The sequence below is a fragment of the Psychrobacter halodurans genome, from assembly GCF_017498075.1.
GTDB classification, from domain to species: Bacteria; Pseudomonadota; Gammaproteobacteria; order Pseudomonadales; family Moraxellaceae; genus Psychrobacter; species Psychrobacter celer.
Genome location: NZ_JAGBKN010000012.1, coordinates 1 through 17,073, shown reverse-complemented (window position 1 = coordinate 17,073; position 17,073 = coordinate 1). Strand labels below are relative to the sequence as shown.

Below are 17,073 nucleotides of genomic sequence, written 5' to 3'. Positions count from 1 at the left end.
ACAGCTCGCTAAATAAGCAGTTTTTTATGACTGCCCTATAATGGTTGTCTCATAAAACAGCTGCTTTATAAGCCCTCAAAATACTACAAAAGCCTTGGCGATTGCCAAGGCTTTTTGTATGGTGATGGCGAAACGCTACAAGCATTTCTTTATAGTCAATCCGTCATAAAATAAATAGTCAGGCAACCGCTACGAAGACAAGGCAATTTTTGCTATAATCAGCGCACGATAATGAGCGTCTATTATTGCCAGTTGCCAATGGTTTTGCCAGACGGGCAGTTTTGACCTCATTGAGTGTACAGCTTTGGGCGAGTCATATAGGCAGCGCTATGTTGCTGCTATCATTTCAAAAGCTATTTTACATACTATCCAAAATTTTAATCAGAGAGCGTTTTATGGCCTTAATATCCTTACGTCAACTTCTAGATCACGCTGCCGAGCATAATTACGGGGTGCCTGCTTTTAACGTCAATAATTTAGAGCAGATGCGTGCAATCATGATGGCGGCCGACGCCTGCGACTCACCGGTCATCGTCCAAGCCAGTGCTGGCGCTCGCAAATATGCAGGCTCGGCGTTTTTGCGTCATCTGATTATCGCTGCTATAGAAGAGTGGCCGCACATTCCTGTAGTGATGCACCAAGACCATGGCATGTCGCCTGCCATTTGCCAACGCTCTATTCAGCTTGGTTTTTCATCGGTGATGATGGACGGCTCACTGGGTGAGGACGGCAAAACCCCAATGGATTACGATTATAACGCTAGCGTCACACGCGAAGTGGTCAAGATGGCGCATGCGTGCGGCGTTTCTGTCGAAGGTGAGATTGGCTGTTTGGGTAGCCTTGAGACTGGCATGGCGGGTGAAGAAGACGGCTCAGGAGCAGAGGGCGTGTTGGACCATGAACAGCTATTGACCAGTGCGGACGAAGCCGAGCAGTTTGTCAAAGATACCAATGTCGATGCACTCGCCATTGCGATTGGTACCAGTCACGGTGCTTATAAGTTTACACGTCCACCGACAGGCGATATCCTATCTATCGAGCGCGTCAAAGAGATTCATGCCCGTATCCCAAACACGCATTTGGTCATGCATGGCTCGTCCTCTGTGCCGCAAGAGTGGCTCAAAGTCATCAACGAAAATGGCGGTGATATCGGTGAAACATACGGCGTGCCAGTTGAGCAAATCGTCGAGGCCATCAAACACGGTGTGCGTAAAGTAAACATCGATACCGATTTGCGGTTGGCTTCCACAGGCGCTATCCGCCAGTTTTTGGTAGAAAACCCAAGTGAGTTTGATCCACGTAAATATTTCAAAGCCTCTATGGTCGCGATGTCTGACATCTGTACCAACCGTTTTGAGGCCTTTGGTTCTGCTGGTCAAGCGCACAAGATTCGCCCAATCAGTCTTGAAGGTATGGTTGATTTTTATAACTAAGCCTGACAAGTAGGGCTGAGCTTATCAAAGAAGGCGTTTGTCATATCGATATGCAAACGCCTTTTTTTCTCTAAATGCTTGGGTGTAAGCGCAAGAGGTTTACGTGTACGTTTTTGCATAGGCGTTTTTAAACCAAAATATTGAGTATTAAGCGTAGAGTATGGCGCGGTTTATTTTTTATAATGATAGGTAATGGATGATGATTGGACTGATTACAGGGCAGGTCGCGTACCTGATGGCACCAACGGCATGTATTTTGACCGCATCTGGCGTGGGGTATGATATCGAGCTACCATTGCCGTCATTTTGTCAGTTACAGCTCGATCAGCAGGCTCGTATTTGGACGCATTTGCATGTGCGCGAAGACGCGCAGCTGCTCTATGGGTTTATCGATCGCAAAGAGCGCGAAGTGTTTCGTCAGCTTATCAAAATCAATGGTGTGGGGGCAAAAATGGCGTTAGCGATGCTATCTGCTATGTCGGCCGCCGAGCTTAAGATGCATGTCGAGCAAGAGTCAGAGAGTGCACTGACGCGTATCCCAGGGATTGGCAAGAAAACCGCACAGCGGTTATTAATTGAGCTCAAAGACAAGCTAAAAAATATCGAAGTCGACAATGATTTGTTAGAGCTGCCAACGCAGGTAACCACAGCTTCTCACGAAGGCAGCATCATCGCTGAGGTCGAGGGCGCACTTATCAGCCTAGGTTACAAAGAAAAAGAAGCGCAACAAGCGATTAAAGCGGCTAAGCGTAGTGGAGATACGTTTGCTGATACGCAAAGCTTACTAAAAGCGACTTTGCAGCAGTTGTCAGGCTTTTAAGGCAGTTTTTATTATTAATTAGGGTATGCCGAATATGCTTGACAGCGACCTAGCATAGTTGACTTAAGATAAGCGACATCGATTGTCGCTTATTTTTGTTTACGTCTGTGCTTTCGTGCGCTGGTGCTTTATGATGTTTTGTATGATTTCACATTTTTAATATAATGAAAAAACTATGACGCAAGATCGTTTAATTAATCCGCTAGAGGGCGCCGGTGATGCGCCTGACGCAAATATTCGCCCAGCACTACTGGCAGAGTACATTGGCCAGCCTGTCGTGCGTGAGCAGATGGAAGTATTTATCGGAGCGGCGCGCGGCCGTGATGAAGCGTTGGATCATACGCTTATCTTTGGGCCACCAGGGCTAGGTAAGACGACTCTGGCCAATATCATCGCGCGCGAGCTGGGTGGTAACCTGCGTTCAACCTCGGGGCCTGTCCTTGAGCGACCTGGTGACTTGGCTGCTATGTTGACCAATCTAGAGGAAGGTGATGTGTTATTTATCGATGAGATTCATCGGTTAAGCTCCGTCATCGAAGAGATACTCTATCCTGCGATGGAAGATTTTCAGCTGGATATTATGATTGGTGAAGGGCCTGCAGCACGCTCTATCAAGCTGGACTTGCCGCCATTTACGCTGGTAGCAGCGACCACGCGCGCGGGGCTTTTGACTTCACCTCTGCGAGATCGTTTTGGTATCGTTCAGCGGTTAGAGTTTTATAATATCGCAGATCTGACTACCATTGTGACACGAGCGGCGCGCTTGATGCGCGTGCCGATGAGTGAAGACGGTGCGGTCGAGATTGCGCGCCGTGCACGCGGCACCCCAAGGATTGCCAACCGTTTGTTGCGCCGTGTACGTGATTATGCCGAGGTCAAAGGCGATGGCCGTATCAATGGCGCGATAGCAGGCAGTGCGCTGGATATGCTGGCGGTCGATAGGCGCGGTCTTGACCATTTGGACAGACGCTATATCGAGATATTGCAAGAGCGCTTTGATGGAGGGCCGGCAGGGGTTGAGGCGGTAGCGGCGGCAATGGCAGAGGATCGCGGCACGCTTGAGGATGTCATCGAGCCGTATTTGATTCAGCAAGGTTACGTTTTACGTACGGCTCGTGGCCGCGTATTGACGCAGATGGCCATTGACCAGATGTTATAGGCCAGATGAGATGATATAAAACTGGCCAAAACACCTTTATACAAAAAGCGCCGCCTTTTGGTTGATTAAAAGGTGGCGCTTTTTTATTTAAATCAGAGACGTCGCTATCAAGTCATTCAATGAAAAATTGTCATATCGGATAGCCTATAGGTCGGCGTAGGCTGTTAATCTGCGACCATGGTTTTTGGCCATATTTTTCCAGGATTAAGGATGTTGTTGGGGTCGAGCGCTGATTTGATGGCTTGCATCAATACTAAGGCATTACCATGCTCTTGTTGCATGTATTTTTGCTTGCCTTGACCAATACCATGCTCACCTGTACACGTACCATCCATCTCGATGGCGCGCATGGCCAGGCGGCTAATGATGCCATCGGCAGTAGCGATTTCCTCAGGGTTATCGGTATCGACCAATAATAAAACATGAAAGTTGCCATCACCCACATGTCCGACGATAGGGCCAATCATTCCTGATGCCTCGATGTCTTTTGCCGTGGCGCTGACGCACTCTGCCAAGCGCGAAATAGGCACACAAGCATCGGTCGATAAGGCGCTGGCTTCAGGCCGTAGGGCAGAGCTGGCATGATAGGCATTGTGCCGCGCTTGCCACAGACGCTTACGTTCGGCCTCGTCTGTGTCCCACGCAAAATCGCTACCGCCAAACTCTTCGATGATGTCAGTAAAGATTGTTGCTTGCTCAGCCACGCCCGCGTCCGTGCCATGAAACTCCACAAACAAAGTTGGCGTCTCAGTCAGGTCTAGATTGGCATATTGATTACAGGCTTTGATTTGCATGGCATCGAGTAGCTCAATACGGGCAACTGGCAAGCACATCTGGATGGTAAGCATCACCGCCTGACAAGCGTCCTCAATCGTTGGGAAGTGGCAGATGCCACTAGCAATACATTCGCTAATACCAAACAGCTTGAGCGTGACTTCGGTGACAATGCCTAGCGTCCCTTCTGAGCCGATCATAAGCCGTGTTAGATCGTATCCAGCGGCCGACTTTTTGGCGCGTGTGCCTGTACGTACGATCTCCCCGTTGGCGGTCACGACTTCTAGAGCGAGCACCACATCTTTCATGGTGCCGTAGCGCACAGCGTTGGTGCCAGAGGCGCGAGTGGCCACCATGCCACCGATACTGGCATTAGCGCCTGGGTCTATCGGAAAAAACAGCCCCGTATCGCGCAGGTAGTGATTGAGCTGCTCACGTGTGACGCCAGGCTGTACGGTCACGGTCAGATCTTCATTATTGACTTGTAAGATTGCATCCATAGCATGCATATCGATACATAGCCCGCCAAAAGGCGCGTTTAGCTGACCTTCTAAGGATGAGCCTATACCAAAAGCAATCACTGGCATCTGATACTGGTTGCAAATCTCGACAGCCGCGGCGACCTCATGTTTATCCTGCACGGTCAACACCGCATCGGGTGGCTGGTTGGCAAGCCATGTCATGGTATGACCATGCTGCTCGCGTACCGCTTTATTGACACTCAGCTGTTTGCCAAAGCGTGCCTGTAGCGCAGCTATGGCCGTACTGTGATCGGGCGTAGTGCTATCGTGCGGCTCGGATGCGGGTAAGGCGGATAGGGCAGGCATGGATGACTCCTACATATATGATTTGTTAGACAGCATGTGTTTTTATTTTTTGGATGTAGACTAGGGGGTGTCCTCAATCTAATCGATAGCTATCCAAATGAGCTAAAAATGGCTAAATCTGGCCAAACGGTGTCAAATAGCTGACGAATATCTCGATATTAACGGCGATATTTTCCTTATTTGGCGGCAATTTATCTCATTTTTATCGCCATTTTTAAAATGAGGAGACGCCCTAAAACAATATACGCTAATGGCATAACGAGCGCTAAAAGAACAATTAGGCCAGTACCCGCCAAACAACCACGACGATGGCCAATAGATAAAAGACAGGCGCAAACCAGCCGACTTGCGTGGCAATCGCAATAAAGATAGCAAAGCCTGAGAGTGCCAGCCAGTCGCGACGACGGTCATTGAGCATATCCGCTCGGATTTGCTGTATTTCTCTGAGCTGACTGTCTTGCCGCGACCCTTGAGTGGCAAGGCTCTGTAAGCCTTGATCGAGTAGTTTTGGGATATCCGTGGTCGATAATAACAGCTCTGGCAACTGTTGGCGCAGCTGTTGTAAGTTGCGTACAGGGTCGAGCTGCTCTTTGATCCAGCCGCTAAGGATGGGCTTGGCAAGCGACCAAATATCAAGCTCAGGATATAGGTCGCGCCCCAGTCCCTCGACATGTACCAAGGTTTTGAGCAGTAGCATTAACTGTGGCGGAATACTCATATGATGACGACGGGCGATATCCAAAATCTGCATCAATACTCCAGCAAAATCGATGTCATTAATGGATTTTTGTAGCATCGGACCGACGGTGCGTTTCATGTCACGCATGAGTGCATGCTTGTCGGCGTTAGGTGGTATCCAGCCTGCACGGCTGACAATATCTACCACGGCCGTGAAGTTGTTATTCATCACCGCCAGCAGCATCCGCGCCACCACCAGTTGATCATCTCTTGACAGTGTACCCATGATGGCACAATCAAGGCCGATATAGCGCGGCTCATGCCCAAGCTTTGCCGTATCATTGTATAAATCTTTGACAGGTGGCGTCTCAACGAAGACATTACCCGGATGCATATCGGCATGAAAAAAGTTATCGCGAAATACTTGGGTAAAAAATATCGTTAAGCCTTTTTCTGCCAGTGTCGCACGGTCATAACCCAGCTTATCAAATACCTCGACCTGCGAGATAGGAACGCCTTGGATGCGCTCCATGACCATGACGTTTTTGGCGGCATCATAAACTTCAGGCACATACATGAGTGCCGAGCCTAAGAAATTATTACGCATCTGCGTGGTATTGTCCGCCTCCAAGGTCAAGTCCAGCTCATTGAGCATCACTTGGCGGTAGTCTTCGACGATATCGATGATATGTACCGCGCGCGCCGCTTCGATACGCGCTGATGCCCAGCCGGCCAGCTCGCGCAGTAGTTCAAAGTCAGAGACGATGGTGGCGCGAATATCAGGCCGCACCACCTTTACCACCACTTCACGACCATCATGCAAGGCCGCGGTGTGTACTTGGGCGATAGATGCCGCCGCTAGTGGCTTGACATCAAAGCGGGCAAACAATGTGTTGATCGGTTGACCGAGGCCGTGTTTTGGGTGCTGAATCTGAGCAATGGCAACGTCAGCGTCGAAGGGTTTGACTTTATCTTGTAGCTGCACCAACTGCTCGATGATCTCGGGTGGCACCAGATCACGGCGCGTAGAGAGTAGCTGGCCAAGTTTTAAAAACAGCGTGCCCATGTCTTCTAGGGCGTACTTGATGGCGTTGGGCTGATGTTTTTTGCCCCACGCGGCAGGGTGTAGACGAATCAAGCGCGCGATAGGCTGTAGCTGCGGCATCTCTTCTAAAGACAGGTGCGTATCGATACGATAAGTGGCGGCGATACGCCAAAGCTCAAATAAACGGGCGCGGTGAGATAGTAGCATGAGAAATAAGCACTCTAAAAAATTCAAAAATAGGGTAGCGCGGTGCTTAGGGTTTGTTAAATATTCAACACGCCCCAGACCAGTTACTGATGAAACGAGTTGTTAAGAAAACGTGATTGCTCTTCTTTGATGGCCGCAAGTCTCGCTTCTTCGCGCGCCACATCAGCACGTAGCTTGAGGAGCTGCTGCCTGAGATCATTAACTTCTGCCACCTCAGCGGGGTCAGGTGCAGCATTGCCTGCCACATCATTGGCCCAATCGCTGACATCATCAAATGCGCGTTTGGCACTATGTCGCCAGCTGCTTTTTAGCTGAGAGATGAGCAGGTGTAATTGGCTGGCCATGGGCTTGCCGATGAAAGGCTCCAGCTGCCCTGCCACGTCAGGGTCAAACCCTGCGACCAGCTGCTTTAGCTGCATGAGTACCTTATAGTCGCCTGCGATAGGCAGGTTGCCTTCGGTGCCGCGCATCAGGTTGAGTAGTTGGGCAGGATTGTCGACTGTGATGGTACAATCTGGTCGGCTGTGACCGATACGCGCGCGCTGCCTACTGGCTTTTTGCCGCTCATCCATAGTACCACTTGGCTCAAACACACTGTCCGTGGTCACAGGCTCAAAGCGCAAACGCTCATGGCTAAACAGCACGTCTAGATGAATCTCAGGCACGGCCATCTCTAGCCGCAATACTTTACCAGCAAGCGGGGCCAATCCTGCTTTGGTAATGTCATCGCTAGCGATAGCAAGGTTAATCAGCTTTTCGGCACCAGCCAAAAGTAAAACAGTCAGCATAAGGCTCTCGCGTGTTTGGTGAAGCGCCTAACAACAGCGCTAAGTTTATAATAATCAACGATTACAGAGTGTGGCGGCTCAATAATCACCATCGTTATCCTATCATGCAGTATGAAAGACGCAGCGTTAAGTACTACTTACTAAACGCTAAACAATAAGTGCTAAGCAATATTACGCCTTAAAACCGCGATGTACCGCGACGATACCGGCGGTGAGATTGTGATAATCACAGTTTTCAAAGCCAGCTTGTTGCATCATTTGCTTTAATGTCTGCTGATCAGGATGCATACGAATCGACTCTGCTAAGTACTGGTAACTTTCAGAATCATTGGCAATCAGCTTGCCCATCATCGGTAGCGCTGTAAATGAATACAGATCATAGGCTTTAGACAGTGGCTCAAAAACGGGCTTTGAGAACTCCAAAATCAACAAGCGACCACCTGGCTTTAGTACGCGGTACATGGCTCGCAGCGCTGCGTCTTTGTCTGTGACGTTGCGTAGACCGAAGCTGATGGTCACCAAATCAAAGCTTTCATCATCAAACGGTGCCAGTGTTTCAGCGTTGGCCAATACAAAGTCTACGTTATTGCAGCCTGCATTGATCAGGCGCTCGCGGCCGACCTCTAGCATGGCTGCGTTGATGTCTGATAGTACCACATGGCCGTTGCGACCCACTTCGCGGCTAAACACTTTGGCCAAGTCGCCGGTGCCGCCAGCGATATCGAGCACCTGCTGACCGGCACGCACGCCTGATAAGCTAATCGCGTAACGCTTCCATAGACGATGGATACCAAATGACATGAGGTCATTCATGATGTCATATTTTTTGGCAACAGAAGTAAAGACATCAGCGACACGTGCTTGTTTTTCTGCTTTATTGACTGTCTTATAGCCAAAGTGCGTTTGCTCATTGCCATCGGTTTCAGGCGTGTGCGGGTTGTTGATGTCATCGCGCTGGTTAAATAGCGTCTGCTTGGCAGTTTGCGCTTGCGCAGTGCTAGGGTCGGCACTGTCATTGATCGTATTAGGCATAGTGGTTTGTTGACCTTGTGGGGTTCCGGTGGGTAAGTCTTGGACTTGGGTAAAATCATGGTGCTGGCTGCGCTGAGCATCTGTCTGCCGCGCTTGTGCTTGCGCTGTGATGTCTTGGTTATGACGGATGCTTTCTTTGACGAGACTGTCTTGCAGCTCGGCCTGCTTGGATGGCTCGTGGGTGTTAGCGGCGCGGTTGGCGTTATCTGTGCTGTCGGTCATCATGGTGTCCTATTCGTTATTGTTATGATTTTCTTGGTAGGGCGTGTTGGTATTAGCCAATCTACACTATCAGTCTATGATACACCAAACCTCATTGGCTTACCGTCATTATCCGCGGCATGCACTTGCTCGATAATCAAAAGCTCCTGCTGGCAAAATGGCTCGATAAAATGACTGACGCTTTTGAGTGGTTTCATGGCCTGAAAGCCTGTGTCAATGAAATCATACAGTGGTTGAAAATTATAGCGATAGGCGGTGCCTTTGGCTAAAGCAAAGGCTTTTTTGAGCATAAATGAGTTTAAATGCTTGTCTGTGCGATAACAGACATCTTTGAGATTGGCGATTTGGACGCGGCGTGCTTCTGCTTCATCGACAGCACGATAGGCGGCCAGCATATTGTCTTCGGTCACTGGCAACTCTTGGGTCAGTAACCACTGCGCTAAATGCAAATCCAGCTCAATCGCCAAAATCGCCGCTTGAATGCCCATACTGCCAGCCTCAAGTGCCGACTCTTTTGCCAAGCGCTCAAGCTTTTGCGCTTTAGGTAAAATGCGCTCCAACTGTTTGGCCAGTAGCTTAAACTCATCGCCGCCGTATAGCTGGGTCAAAAAATACTCAGCCATCAGTTGGTTTTTGGGCTGAGAAAACAGCTCATGGTGCGTGTGTTTGATGCGCGTTTGTTGCCATGACTGTACGTCTTTTAGTTTATTGTTCAGGGCATCGTCTTGATGGTAGGGCAGCGCCCAAAAGCGGGTCAAGTGTTGTTGTAAGTTGGCTAAAGCGGCCATGGCAATCAATCCTATAAAATCAATAATATTATCAAAGTGCTGATAAATGGCGTGGTGTTACCTGTCTGTCAATGACATATTTTAATGGTTTTGTGCGCAAAATAATTTTTAAAACGCTATAAATATTTTAAAAACCGTATAAAAATACCGTCATTATAACGACAATGTCAGAAAGACAAGGTCAAGATGCAGTACGGTCAATTCGCTATAAAATCGATACGCTCATATCAACGTGCAACTTGTTATGAAGCGGCTTTATAGCCATGTATCTGAATAGCCATGTATCTGATTTATTTAGACGCAGCTATATCTTACGTATCTCTAAATGACAACCTGTAGCAAACGGACGTATCGTAAAAAGTGTTCACCTTAAAAGAAAACAAAACAGAATACAAATGCCAAACTGTTACCCAAATGGTTACACAGCAACGTTATTTAGTCTATTGACTGAATGCTAGTATAAAAATGGCTCAAGATTTTGCAAGATTGATGCAAGGAATCAGCATTTGATGAGCTTATAAAAAGCCAACTAGGACGGAGGATGCGATGTCAAAAAACAACCATGCCGCAGAGAAAAGTGCACAAGCTGGCCGCGCGCCATCTGATAAACAAGTCATCAGTCAGCGTCTCAAACCCAATCCGCTCAGCCAGTTTTCTATGGACAAAGATGCCCTGCGACTGGCATTGGTCACGGCGCAATACGCCCTGCGGGCAACGCGGCAACAAAGCCCGCCTACCCATGACAAAGCCACAGGACTGCTGGTACTGGTCAACGGGATGGAGCAAGCGGGTAAAGGCACCGCAGTCAAGCAGTTAAGAGGCTGGGTAGATCCGCGGCTACTAAAGGTCGAGGCGACCGTTGGCGATTGCCCACTGGATTATCAGCCGATTTGGCAAACGCATACCAAAGTGCTACCACGTCACGGTGACGTGATGGTGTATTTTGGGAATTGGTATGCTGACCTGCTGTACGACGTCATGCGTATGACCCGCGCAAAAGACACTGCCGAAATAGTCGCTGGGACAAAGAGTCAAAACAGACAAAACGATGAGCCATCATCTTTGATGTCTCGTATGACCACCAAGTGGCAAGACTATCTACAGCAGCAGCTGGCGAAACTAACTGCCTTTGAGCAGGATTTGGCGGCCAACCAAACGCGACTGCTTAAATGCTGGTTTCATGTCGATGTCGATACGTTGCAAAAACGCCTGACGGACAAAACAGCAGACCCACAGTTTTTGTATCAAATGGACTGGCACGACAGACAAGTAGTCGATACCTTCAATGAGGTGGCCACCGCGCTGCTTAGACAACAACCAGACTGGGTCATCATCGATGGGGAGGACAAGTCTGCTGCCGCCGATCATTTTTGTCATGAGGTGCTGCACGCCATGCAAGAAGCGCTGGCAAGTAGCAAGACGAGGGATGATACTAAGGCCAAGTCTCATCCAAGCACCTTCGTGCCAGTCGCCATTCCCAATCAGCTACAAGATATCACTAGCACAAAAATAGACAAGTCTGACTATAAAGAGGCGCTGGCGGCCAAGCAAGCGCGTTTGGCTGCGCTACTGCGTGCGCGCAACGGTCGGCATGTCGTCTTTGCTTTTGAAGGCATAGATGCCGCTGGCAAGGGCGGGGCGATCAAAAGGCTAGTAGCGCCGCTCGATCCGCGCGAGTATCAGATCTATAATATCGGGGCACCGATGCTTCATGAGCTGCAGCATCCTTATTTGTGGCGCTTTTGGCATAAACTGCCCAACGAGCACACTGACCGCATCAGTCGTATTGCTATCTTTGACCGGACTTGGTACGGGCGAGTGTTGGTTGAGCGTATCGAAGGCTTTGCTGACGCGGCGGCATGGCAGCGTGCCTATGATGAAATCAACCGTTTTGAGGCCGACTTAGCTGATGCAGGCACGCTGGTGATAAAATACTGGCTGGCCATCGACAAAAAAGAGCAGCTACAGCGCTTTGAGGCACGCCGGCAGACACCGCACAAGCAGTATAAGCTGACGGAGGATGATTGGCGCAATCGCGATAAGTGGGAGAGGTATGTACAGGCGGCCGCTGATATGCTGGCACGGACAGACACAGACAAGGCGCCATGGTGCATCATTGCCACCAACGAAAAGCGCCAAGCGCGCCTGCAAGTCTTGGATCATGCCATCGAACAACTATCGTCGCTATAGGCGTATGGCGTAAATAAGCGTATAATGGCGTAGGTAAACACGGTATCATCTGCCCTAACCATGAGCAGTTACAAAACTATAGGCAGTTACAAATCTTGTAATATCATCATGCATTATGTGCTTATATTGAATATAATAGGCGCGTAACGTTTCTTGCTACACCCAACAAAACGTAGCAAATAGAGTCTTGTGACCTGTATTGGTGCCTTTGGTAATACACCGACCATCACAGCTCTGACAACGCTTATCATAATTAGCAGTTATCAAGTACTAACATTATCATCACAAAAATCTAAGCCGCAAGATGCTGTAATCAGACGATTGAGCAATATCCCTTGCGGCTTTGTGACATGTTGCATTAAGGGTTTTACCTTCGGCACGCTTGTCTTTAATCGCATATAATTTCAATCAGCTTACGCAGGACGTATCAACGTATGGGTATTAGCAGCAGCTCTACAGGGCCCGCCAAATCAGTCGGCTCTATGAGAATAAATCTATTTTTTGCCATTTTACTGATTGCGATGACCGCCTACTTTTTATGGTGGGGTCTAGATTACACAATGCGTCAACAAACGACGCTATTTATTGTCGCCACCGCTTTTGGTGTCTTTATGGCATTTAATATCGGTGGTAACGATGTTGCCAACTCCTTTGGCACCTCGGTGGGCGCAGGGACGTTGACTATCCCGCAAGCGCTCGGGGTCGCCGCGATATTTGAAGTATCCGGCGCAGTGCTGGCAGGCGGGGAAGTGACAGATACCATCCGCAAAGGCATCGTAGACTTAGATGGTCTGACCGTCACGCCCAACCAGTTTATTTACGTCATGCTCTCAGCTCTGGTTGCGGCCGCATTCTGGCTGTTGTTTGCCACGCGCAAAGGCCTGCCAGTATCGACCACGCACTCTATCATCGGCGGGGTGGTTGGTAGCTCTATCGTGTTGGGCTTTGATTTGGGTGGCAGCGCGACGGCACTCTCGACAGTCGATTGGGGCACGGTTGGCACCATTGCCATCTCATGGGTGTTATCGCCTCTATTGGGTGGTATCTTGGCCTATATATTGTACGGTCAAATCAAGAAAAACATCATCGAGTATAACGATAGAACCGAGGCTCATATTGGTGAATTAAAAGCCAGTAAAAAAGTCTTAAAACAAAATCATAAAGAGTATCTGGAGCGTCTGACCGAGTCGGAGCAGCTGGCTTATACCTCAGCGATGCTGCGCGATCAAGAAATCTACAAAGATGATGATTGTGTCGTCGAAGATTTAGAAACGGACTATTACAAAAAGCTGTATGAGATCGAAAATGAGCGTAGCAGTCTAGATACGCTAAAAGCACTCAAGCAATGGGTGCCGATGATTGCTGCGCTTGGCGGCGCGATTATGACGTCTTTGGTGGTGTTTAAAGGTCTTAAAAACGTCAATAATAGCCTGACGACGCTACAAGGTTTTTTGATCATGGGTATGATTGCTGCCTTGGTCTGGTTGGCCACCTTTATCTACACCAAAAGTATCCGCGGTAAACATAAAGAGGATTTGACCAAAGCGACCTTTATTATGTTTAGCTGGATGCAAGTATTTACGGCCTCCGCTTTTGCCTTTAGTCATGGCTCAAACGACATTGCCAACGCCGTCGGCCCGTTTGCGGCCATTATGGATGTCATCCGCACCAATGAGATTGCCTCACAAGCGGCAGTGCCACCAGCGGTGATGTTGACGTTTGGGGTGGCGCTGATCGTCGGTCTTTGGTTTATTGGTAAAGAAGTTATTCAAACTGTCGGTACCAATTTGGCAAAAATGCATCCCGCTTCTGGCTTTTCAGCAGAGTTGGCCGCCGCTGCCGTCGTGATGGGTGCCTCGACCATGGGCTTGCCAGTATCGAGTACGCATACGTTGGTCGGTGCGGTATTGGGGATTGGTATTGTCAACAGAGACACCAACTGGGCGCTGATGAAGCCAATTGGTCTGGCGTGGGTTGTCACTTTGCCAGCTGCCGCTACGATGTCTGCGATAAGCTATGTGGTTCTAAAAAATATCTTTTAACCAACAAAAGCGGCAACCATCATGCAAAGATACGCTTGCAGATAGGTGGCCAGTGTTGTACACGAGCACACTCTCATAAAAAACGCTTATCAGCCTAATGCCGATAAGCGTTTTTTTATAAATGTAGAACCTATCCTATCTTAGCGCTCAGTCACAGACAGTGGATGGGACTAATCCGTACCAAACTGCTGACGCTTTTTGGCGAAAAAGCGATCCAAGCGATCCATGGCGTTTTCTAGATCATGGATATTGGGCAAAAACACCAAGCGGAAGTGGTCAGGTTTGTCCCAGTTAAACCCGGTGCCTTGTACCATCAGGACATTTTCTTCTACCAGTAGATCCATCATAAAGGCCATGTCGTCTTCGATAGGGTAAACCTCAGGGTCCATTTTGGGAAAACAATAAAACGCGCCCTGCGGCATGGTGCAAGAAATACCTTTAATGGCGTTGAGGCGAGTGACGGCCATTTCACGCTGCTTATACAAGCGCCCCGTCTTTGAGGTCAGCTCTTTCATGCTCTGGTAGCCGCCCATCGCCGTTTGAATCGCGTACTGGCCTTGGACGTTGGAGCACAAACGCATGGACGCCAGCATATCTAAGCCTTCGATAAAGTCGGCGGCGTGCTGCTTTTGCCCTGAAACCAGCATCCAGCCGGCACGAAAGCCTGCGATACGGTGCGACTTTGAGAGACCATTATAGGAGAGTACCAGCACGTCATCCGTCAAGGTGCTCATCGGTGTATGCACGGTATCATCATACAGAATACGATCATAAATCTCATCAGCCATGATGATCAGATTATGCGCTTTGGCCACTTCAATAATCTGTCGTAGCAGCTCGTCGCTGTAGAGCGCCCCTGTGGGGTTGTTGGGGTTGATCACGACGATGCCTTTGGTTTTGGGCGTGATTTTAGATTTGATGTCTTCGATATCTGGGTGCCAGTTATCGTCTTCATTACAGCGATAATGGACAGCGGTGCCACCAGCCAGATTTGCCGCGGCCGTCCACAGTGGATAGTCTGGCATCGGAATCAGTACTTCATCTCCATCATTCATCAGCGCCTGCATGGTCATCACAATCAGCTCAGACACGCCGTTGCCCAGATAGACGTCGCGCACATCGACGGCAGAGAGCAGCCCCTTTGATTGATAATAGTGCAGCACGGCCTTTCGCGCCGAAAAAATCCCTTGCGAGTCTGAGTAACCAGTCGCCTCTGGCAGGTTCATTGATACGTCGCGCAAAATCTCATGCGGAGCCTCTAAACCGAAGGGCGCAGGGTTGCCAACGTTGAGCTTCAAAATACGTTTGCCTTCTGCTTCCATTTTATTGGCAGTCTGAAGTAGGGGGCCACGAATGTCGTAGCAGACGTTTTGTAATTTGTCAGACTTTTTTATTGTATTCATAAAGGGATCGCTTGTCTGGTTGGTTGGTGAAGGAGCTTGTGTCATGGCTGCATCAGCTTGGCTGATTGGTTTTTGGGATTGACTGATATGCTCGTCTAACACGCGATATTGGCCACCGGATTGAGCTATCGCTAGCTCAGGGGCGCTGTTAGGGCGGGGCAGCTCTGTATCGGCTGCACTCTCACCGCGCAGCAAATACCCTTCGCTACAGCCCAAAATACGTGCCAATGTCGGCAGCTTGGATGAGACGATACCGTTGGTGCCACGCTCCCAGTTAGAGATAGCGCCGCGACTGACCTTAGCGCCAGCGGCAGTCATCGCTTGGGCTAGCTGCTCGGCGGTCAGCCCTTTATCACGGCGCAGCTGCACCAGTCGCTCAGCCTGAGTGCTCTTTTTATTGTTATCAGCCATTACATTTAAGCCTATATATATGTGGTAGTGCGAGTCTTACGCATCAATAAATCTGTGATTGCGGCGCATAAATGTTTAACGCCAATGCAAGATATTATTGCATTTTATCTATCAATGCAAGCCGTATCTATTGGCTTATTTTACAATGCAAGAATAACTTGCAAAATATATCTTTAAGCGGTGCCCTGAGTATATCTGTAGCTTTTGCCAAGCTATCCGGTTTTTAAAGCATGACCAATTCGCCTAACCAATTTGACTATATAAGACGCTCATAAATTGCCAAAGGGAGAAGCGCTGCTTTCTTATCATTTTTATTACAGTGCTCATCAGACTTGAGAGGTAGAATGATATTGTTGTAGTAGACACCTTGAATAATGCTGGTTGTATCAACAAATACACAGCATCGTTGTTATTATCATGGGCTTAACTGGCTCTGTATTTCGGTAGTTTTATAGCGAGATGATGTTGTAGCGAGATAATGTTATAGCGATTAACCACAAAAAATCAGACAAAACCGATAAATAAGGATAAACCATGCAAGACAACCAACTTAGCAAAGAAGAAATCAGTCAATTGACCGACGCTGACTGGCGCGAGCGTTTGAGTAGCGAAGAGTATCATGTGATGCGCGAAAAAGGCACGGAGCGTCCGTTTACTGGCGTCTATAATGATGTCAATGACGAAGGTATCTACCGCTGTAAAGGCTGCGGTGCAAAGCTATTCGATGCTGACAATAAGTTTGATGCAGGCTGCGGCTGGCCAAGCTTTGATCAAGGTATCGACAATGCCGCTATCGATGAGCATGAAGACAACTCATTAGGTATGCGCCGTACCGAGGTGACCTGTAGTAACTGCGGCGCGCACTTGGGTCATGTGTTCCCTGATGGACCGCGTGAGACGACAGGTATGCGCTACTGTATCAACTCGGTCTCTATTGATTTGGATAAATCTGCAAAGTAACCTGCTTGTATGATTTTACCGCAGAGCGTATGAATGGCATCGCGCACGCATTTTTTTGATTATAAAAAAGTCTTGCTGGTCGTCAATGCGGCCAGCAAGTGCCGATTTACCCCGCAGTTTGAAGGGCTAGAGGGGTTGTGTCCGCAGTATAAAGGTCAGGTTTTTCATAGATATAGTCGATTCTCAATAAAACAGATATATTATATGTCAACGTGGAACTGGTATAAATTTTCCTTGCGTGCTGTGCCTGCGCCGACAGAGGCTGCGTAAAATTTATCCCAGTCCCACTGTATC

General features: G+C 48.8%; 12 protein-coding genes. 6 read left to right on the top strand and 6 right to left on the bottom strand.

Annotation, left to right across the window (positions count from 1 at the left end; translation table 11 throughout):
- The first annotated feature begins 395 nt into the window (after positions 1-395).
- The 3 genes from fba to ruvB all read left to right on the top strand — a co-directional run bounded on the left by fba (position 396) and on the right by ruvB (position 3,412).
- The gene (fba, locus tag J3491_RS06945) at positions 396-1,433 is read left to right on the top strand and encodes a class II fructose-bisphosphate aldolase (protein WP_075100769.1); all 1,038 of its coding nucleotides are present in this window, start codon (positions 396-398) and stop codon (positions 1,431-1,433) included.
- 199 nt (positions 1,434-1,632) lie between these two features.
- Complete coding sequence (gene ruvA / locus J3491_RS06940) at positions 1,633-2,253, top strand: Holliday junction branch migration protein RuvA (protein WP_075100770.1); 621 nt, start codon at positions 1,633-1,635, stop codon at positions 2,251-2,253.
- Between the two features lie 175 nt (positions 2,254-2,428).
- On the top strand, positions 2,429-3,412 hold the full coding sequence (gene ruvB / locus J3491_RS06935) for a Holliday junction branch migration DNA helicase RuvB (RefSeq protein ID WP_075100664.1): 984 nt from the start codon (positions 2,429-2,431) through the stop codon (positions 3,410-3,412).
- 164 nt (positions 3,413-3,576) lie between these two features.
- Here ruvB and J3491_RS06930 read toward each other — a convergent pair whose 3' ends face one another.
- From J3491_RS06930 to J3491_RS06910, 5 genes are all read right to left on the bottom strand, one after another.
- Positions 3,577-5,013, bottom strand: coding sequence for an FAD-binding oxidoreductase (locus tag J3491_RS06930; protein WP_207969636.1), 1,437 nt, complete (start codon positions 5,011-5,013; stop codon positions 3,577-3,579).
- A gap of 277 nt (positions 5,014-5,290) precedes the next feature.
- Positions 5,291-6,943, bottom strand: coding sequence for an ABC1 kinase family protein (locus J3491_RS06925; protein ID WP_207969635.1), 1,653 nt, complete (start codon positions 6,941-6,943; stop codon positions 5,291-5,293).
- Between the two features lie 83 nt (positions 6,944-7,026).
- Positions 7,027-7,731, bottom strand: coding sequence for a ubiquinone biosynthesis accessory factor UbiJ (locus J3491_RS06920; RefSeq protein ID WP_100749894.1), 705 nt, complete (start codon positions 7,729-7,731; stop codon positions 7,027-7,029).
- A gap of 171 nt (positions 7,732-7,902) precedes the next feature.
- Positions 7,903-8,985 carry a bifunctional demethylmenaquinone methyltransferase/2-methoxy-6-polyprenyl-1,4-benzoquinol methylase UbiE gene (ubiE, locus tag J3491_RS06915; protein WP_243456207.1) on the bottom strand — a complete coding sequence of 361 codons (1,083 nt, stop codon included), beginning with the start codon at positions 8,983-8,985 and terminating at the stop codon, positions 7,903-7,905.
- A 74-nt stretch (positions 8,986-9,059) separates the two neighbouring features.
- Positions 9,060-9,773, bottom strand: a complete 714-nt coding sequence (locus J3491_RS06910; protein WP_198336594.1) for a DUF8198 family protein — start codon at positions 9,771-9,773, stop codon at positions 9,060-9,062.
- 546 nt (positions 9,774-10,319) lie between these two features.
- Between J3491_RS06910 and J3491_RS06905 the strand changes: the two genes are divergently transcribed.
- Both J3491_RS06905 and J3491_RS06900 read left to right on the top strand, forming a co-directional pair.
- Complete coding sequence (locus tag J3491_RS06905) at positions 10,320-11,963, top strand: ATPase (RefSeq protein ID WP_207969634.1); 1,644 nt, start codon at positions 10,320-10,322, stop codon at positions 11,961-11,963.
- A gap of 434 nt (positions 11,964-12,397) precedes the next feature.
- Positions 12,398-14,005: an inorganic phosphate transporter gene (locus tag J3491_RS06900; protein WP_075100670.1), complete on the top strand. Its 1,608-nt coding sequence runs from the start codon at positions 12,398-12,400 to the stop codon at positions 14,003-14,005.
- A 170-nt stretch (positions 14,006-14,175) separates the two neighbouring features.
- Here J3491_RS06900 and J3491_RS06895 read toward each other — a convergent pair whose 3' ends face one another.
- Entirely contained in the window at positions 14,176-15,819 is a 1,644-nt protein-coding gene (locus J3491_RS06895; RefSeq protein WP_207969633.1) for an aminotransferase class I/II-fold pyridoxal phosphate-dependent enzyme, read from the bottom strand.
- A gap of 534 nt (positions 15,820-16,353) precedes the next feature.
- Here J3491_RS06895 and msrB point away from each other — a divergent pair.
- The gene (gene msrB / locus J3491_RS06890) at positions 16,354-16,779 is read left to right on the top strand and encodes a peptide-methionine (R)-S-oxide reductase MsrB (RefSeq protein ID WP_100749890.1); all 426 of its coding nucleotides are present in this window, start codon (positions 16,354-16,356) and stop codon (positions 16,777-16,779) included.
- Positions 16,780-17,073 lie beyond the last annotated feature (294 nt).

Coding starts and splice junctions, on each gene's coding strand:
- fba (WP_075100769.1), top strand. CDS start 396: ATGGCCTTAATATCCTTACGTCAACTTCTAGATCACGCTGCCGAGCAT.
- ruvA (WP_075100770.1), top strand. CDS start 1,633: ATGATTGGACTGATTACAGGGCAGGTCGCGTACCTGATGGCACCAACG.
- ruvB (WP_075100664.1), top strand. CDS start 2,429: ATGACGCAAGATCGTTTAATTAATCCGCTAGAGGGCGCCGGTGATGCG.
- J3491_RS06930 (WP_207969636.1), bottom strand. CDS start 5,013: ATGCCTGCCCTATCCGCCTTACCCGCATCCGAGCCGCACGATAGCACT.
- J3491_RS06925 (WP_207969635.1), bottom strand. CDS start 6,943: ATGCTACTATCTCACCGCGCCCGTTTATTTGAGCTTTGGCGTATCGCC.
- J3491_RS06920 (WP_100749894.1), bottom strand. CDS start 7,731: ATGCTGACTGTTTTACTTTTGGCTGGTGCCGAAAAGCTGATTAACCTT.
- ubiE (WP_243456207.1), bottom strand. CDS start 8,985: ATGACCGACAGCACAGATAACGCCAACCGCGCCGCTAACACCCACGAG.
- J3491_RS06910 (WP_198336594.1), bottom strand. CDS start 9,773: ATGGCCGCTTTAGCCAACTTACAACAACACTTGACCCGCTTTTGGGCG.
- J3491_RS06905 (WP_207969634.1), top strand. CDS start 10,320: ATGTCAAAAAACAACCATGCCGCAGAGAAAAGTGCACAAGCTGGCCGC.
- J3491_RS06900 (WP_075100670.1), top strand. CDS start 12,398: ATGGGTATTAGCAGCAGCTCTACAGGGCCCGCCAAATCAGTCGGCTCT.
- J3491_RS06895 (WP_207969633.1), bottom strand. CDS start 15,819: ATGGCTGATAACAATAAAAAGAGCACTCAGGCTGAGCGACTGGTGCAG.
- msrB (WP_100749890.1), top strand. CDS start 16,354: ATGCAAGACAACCAACTTAGCAAAGAAGAAATCAGTCAATTGACCGAC.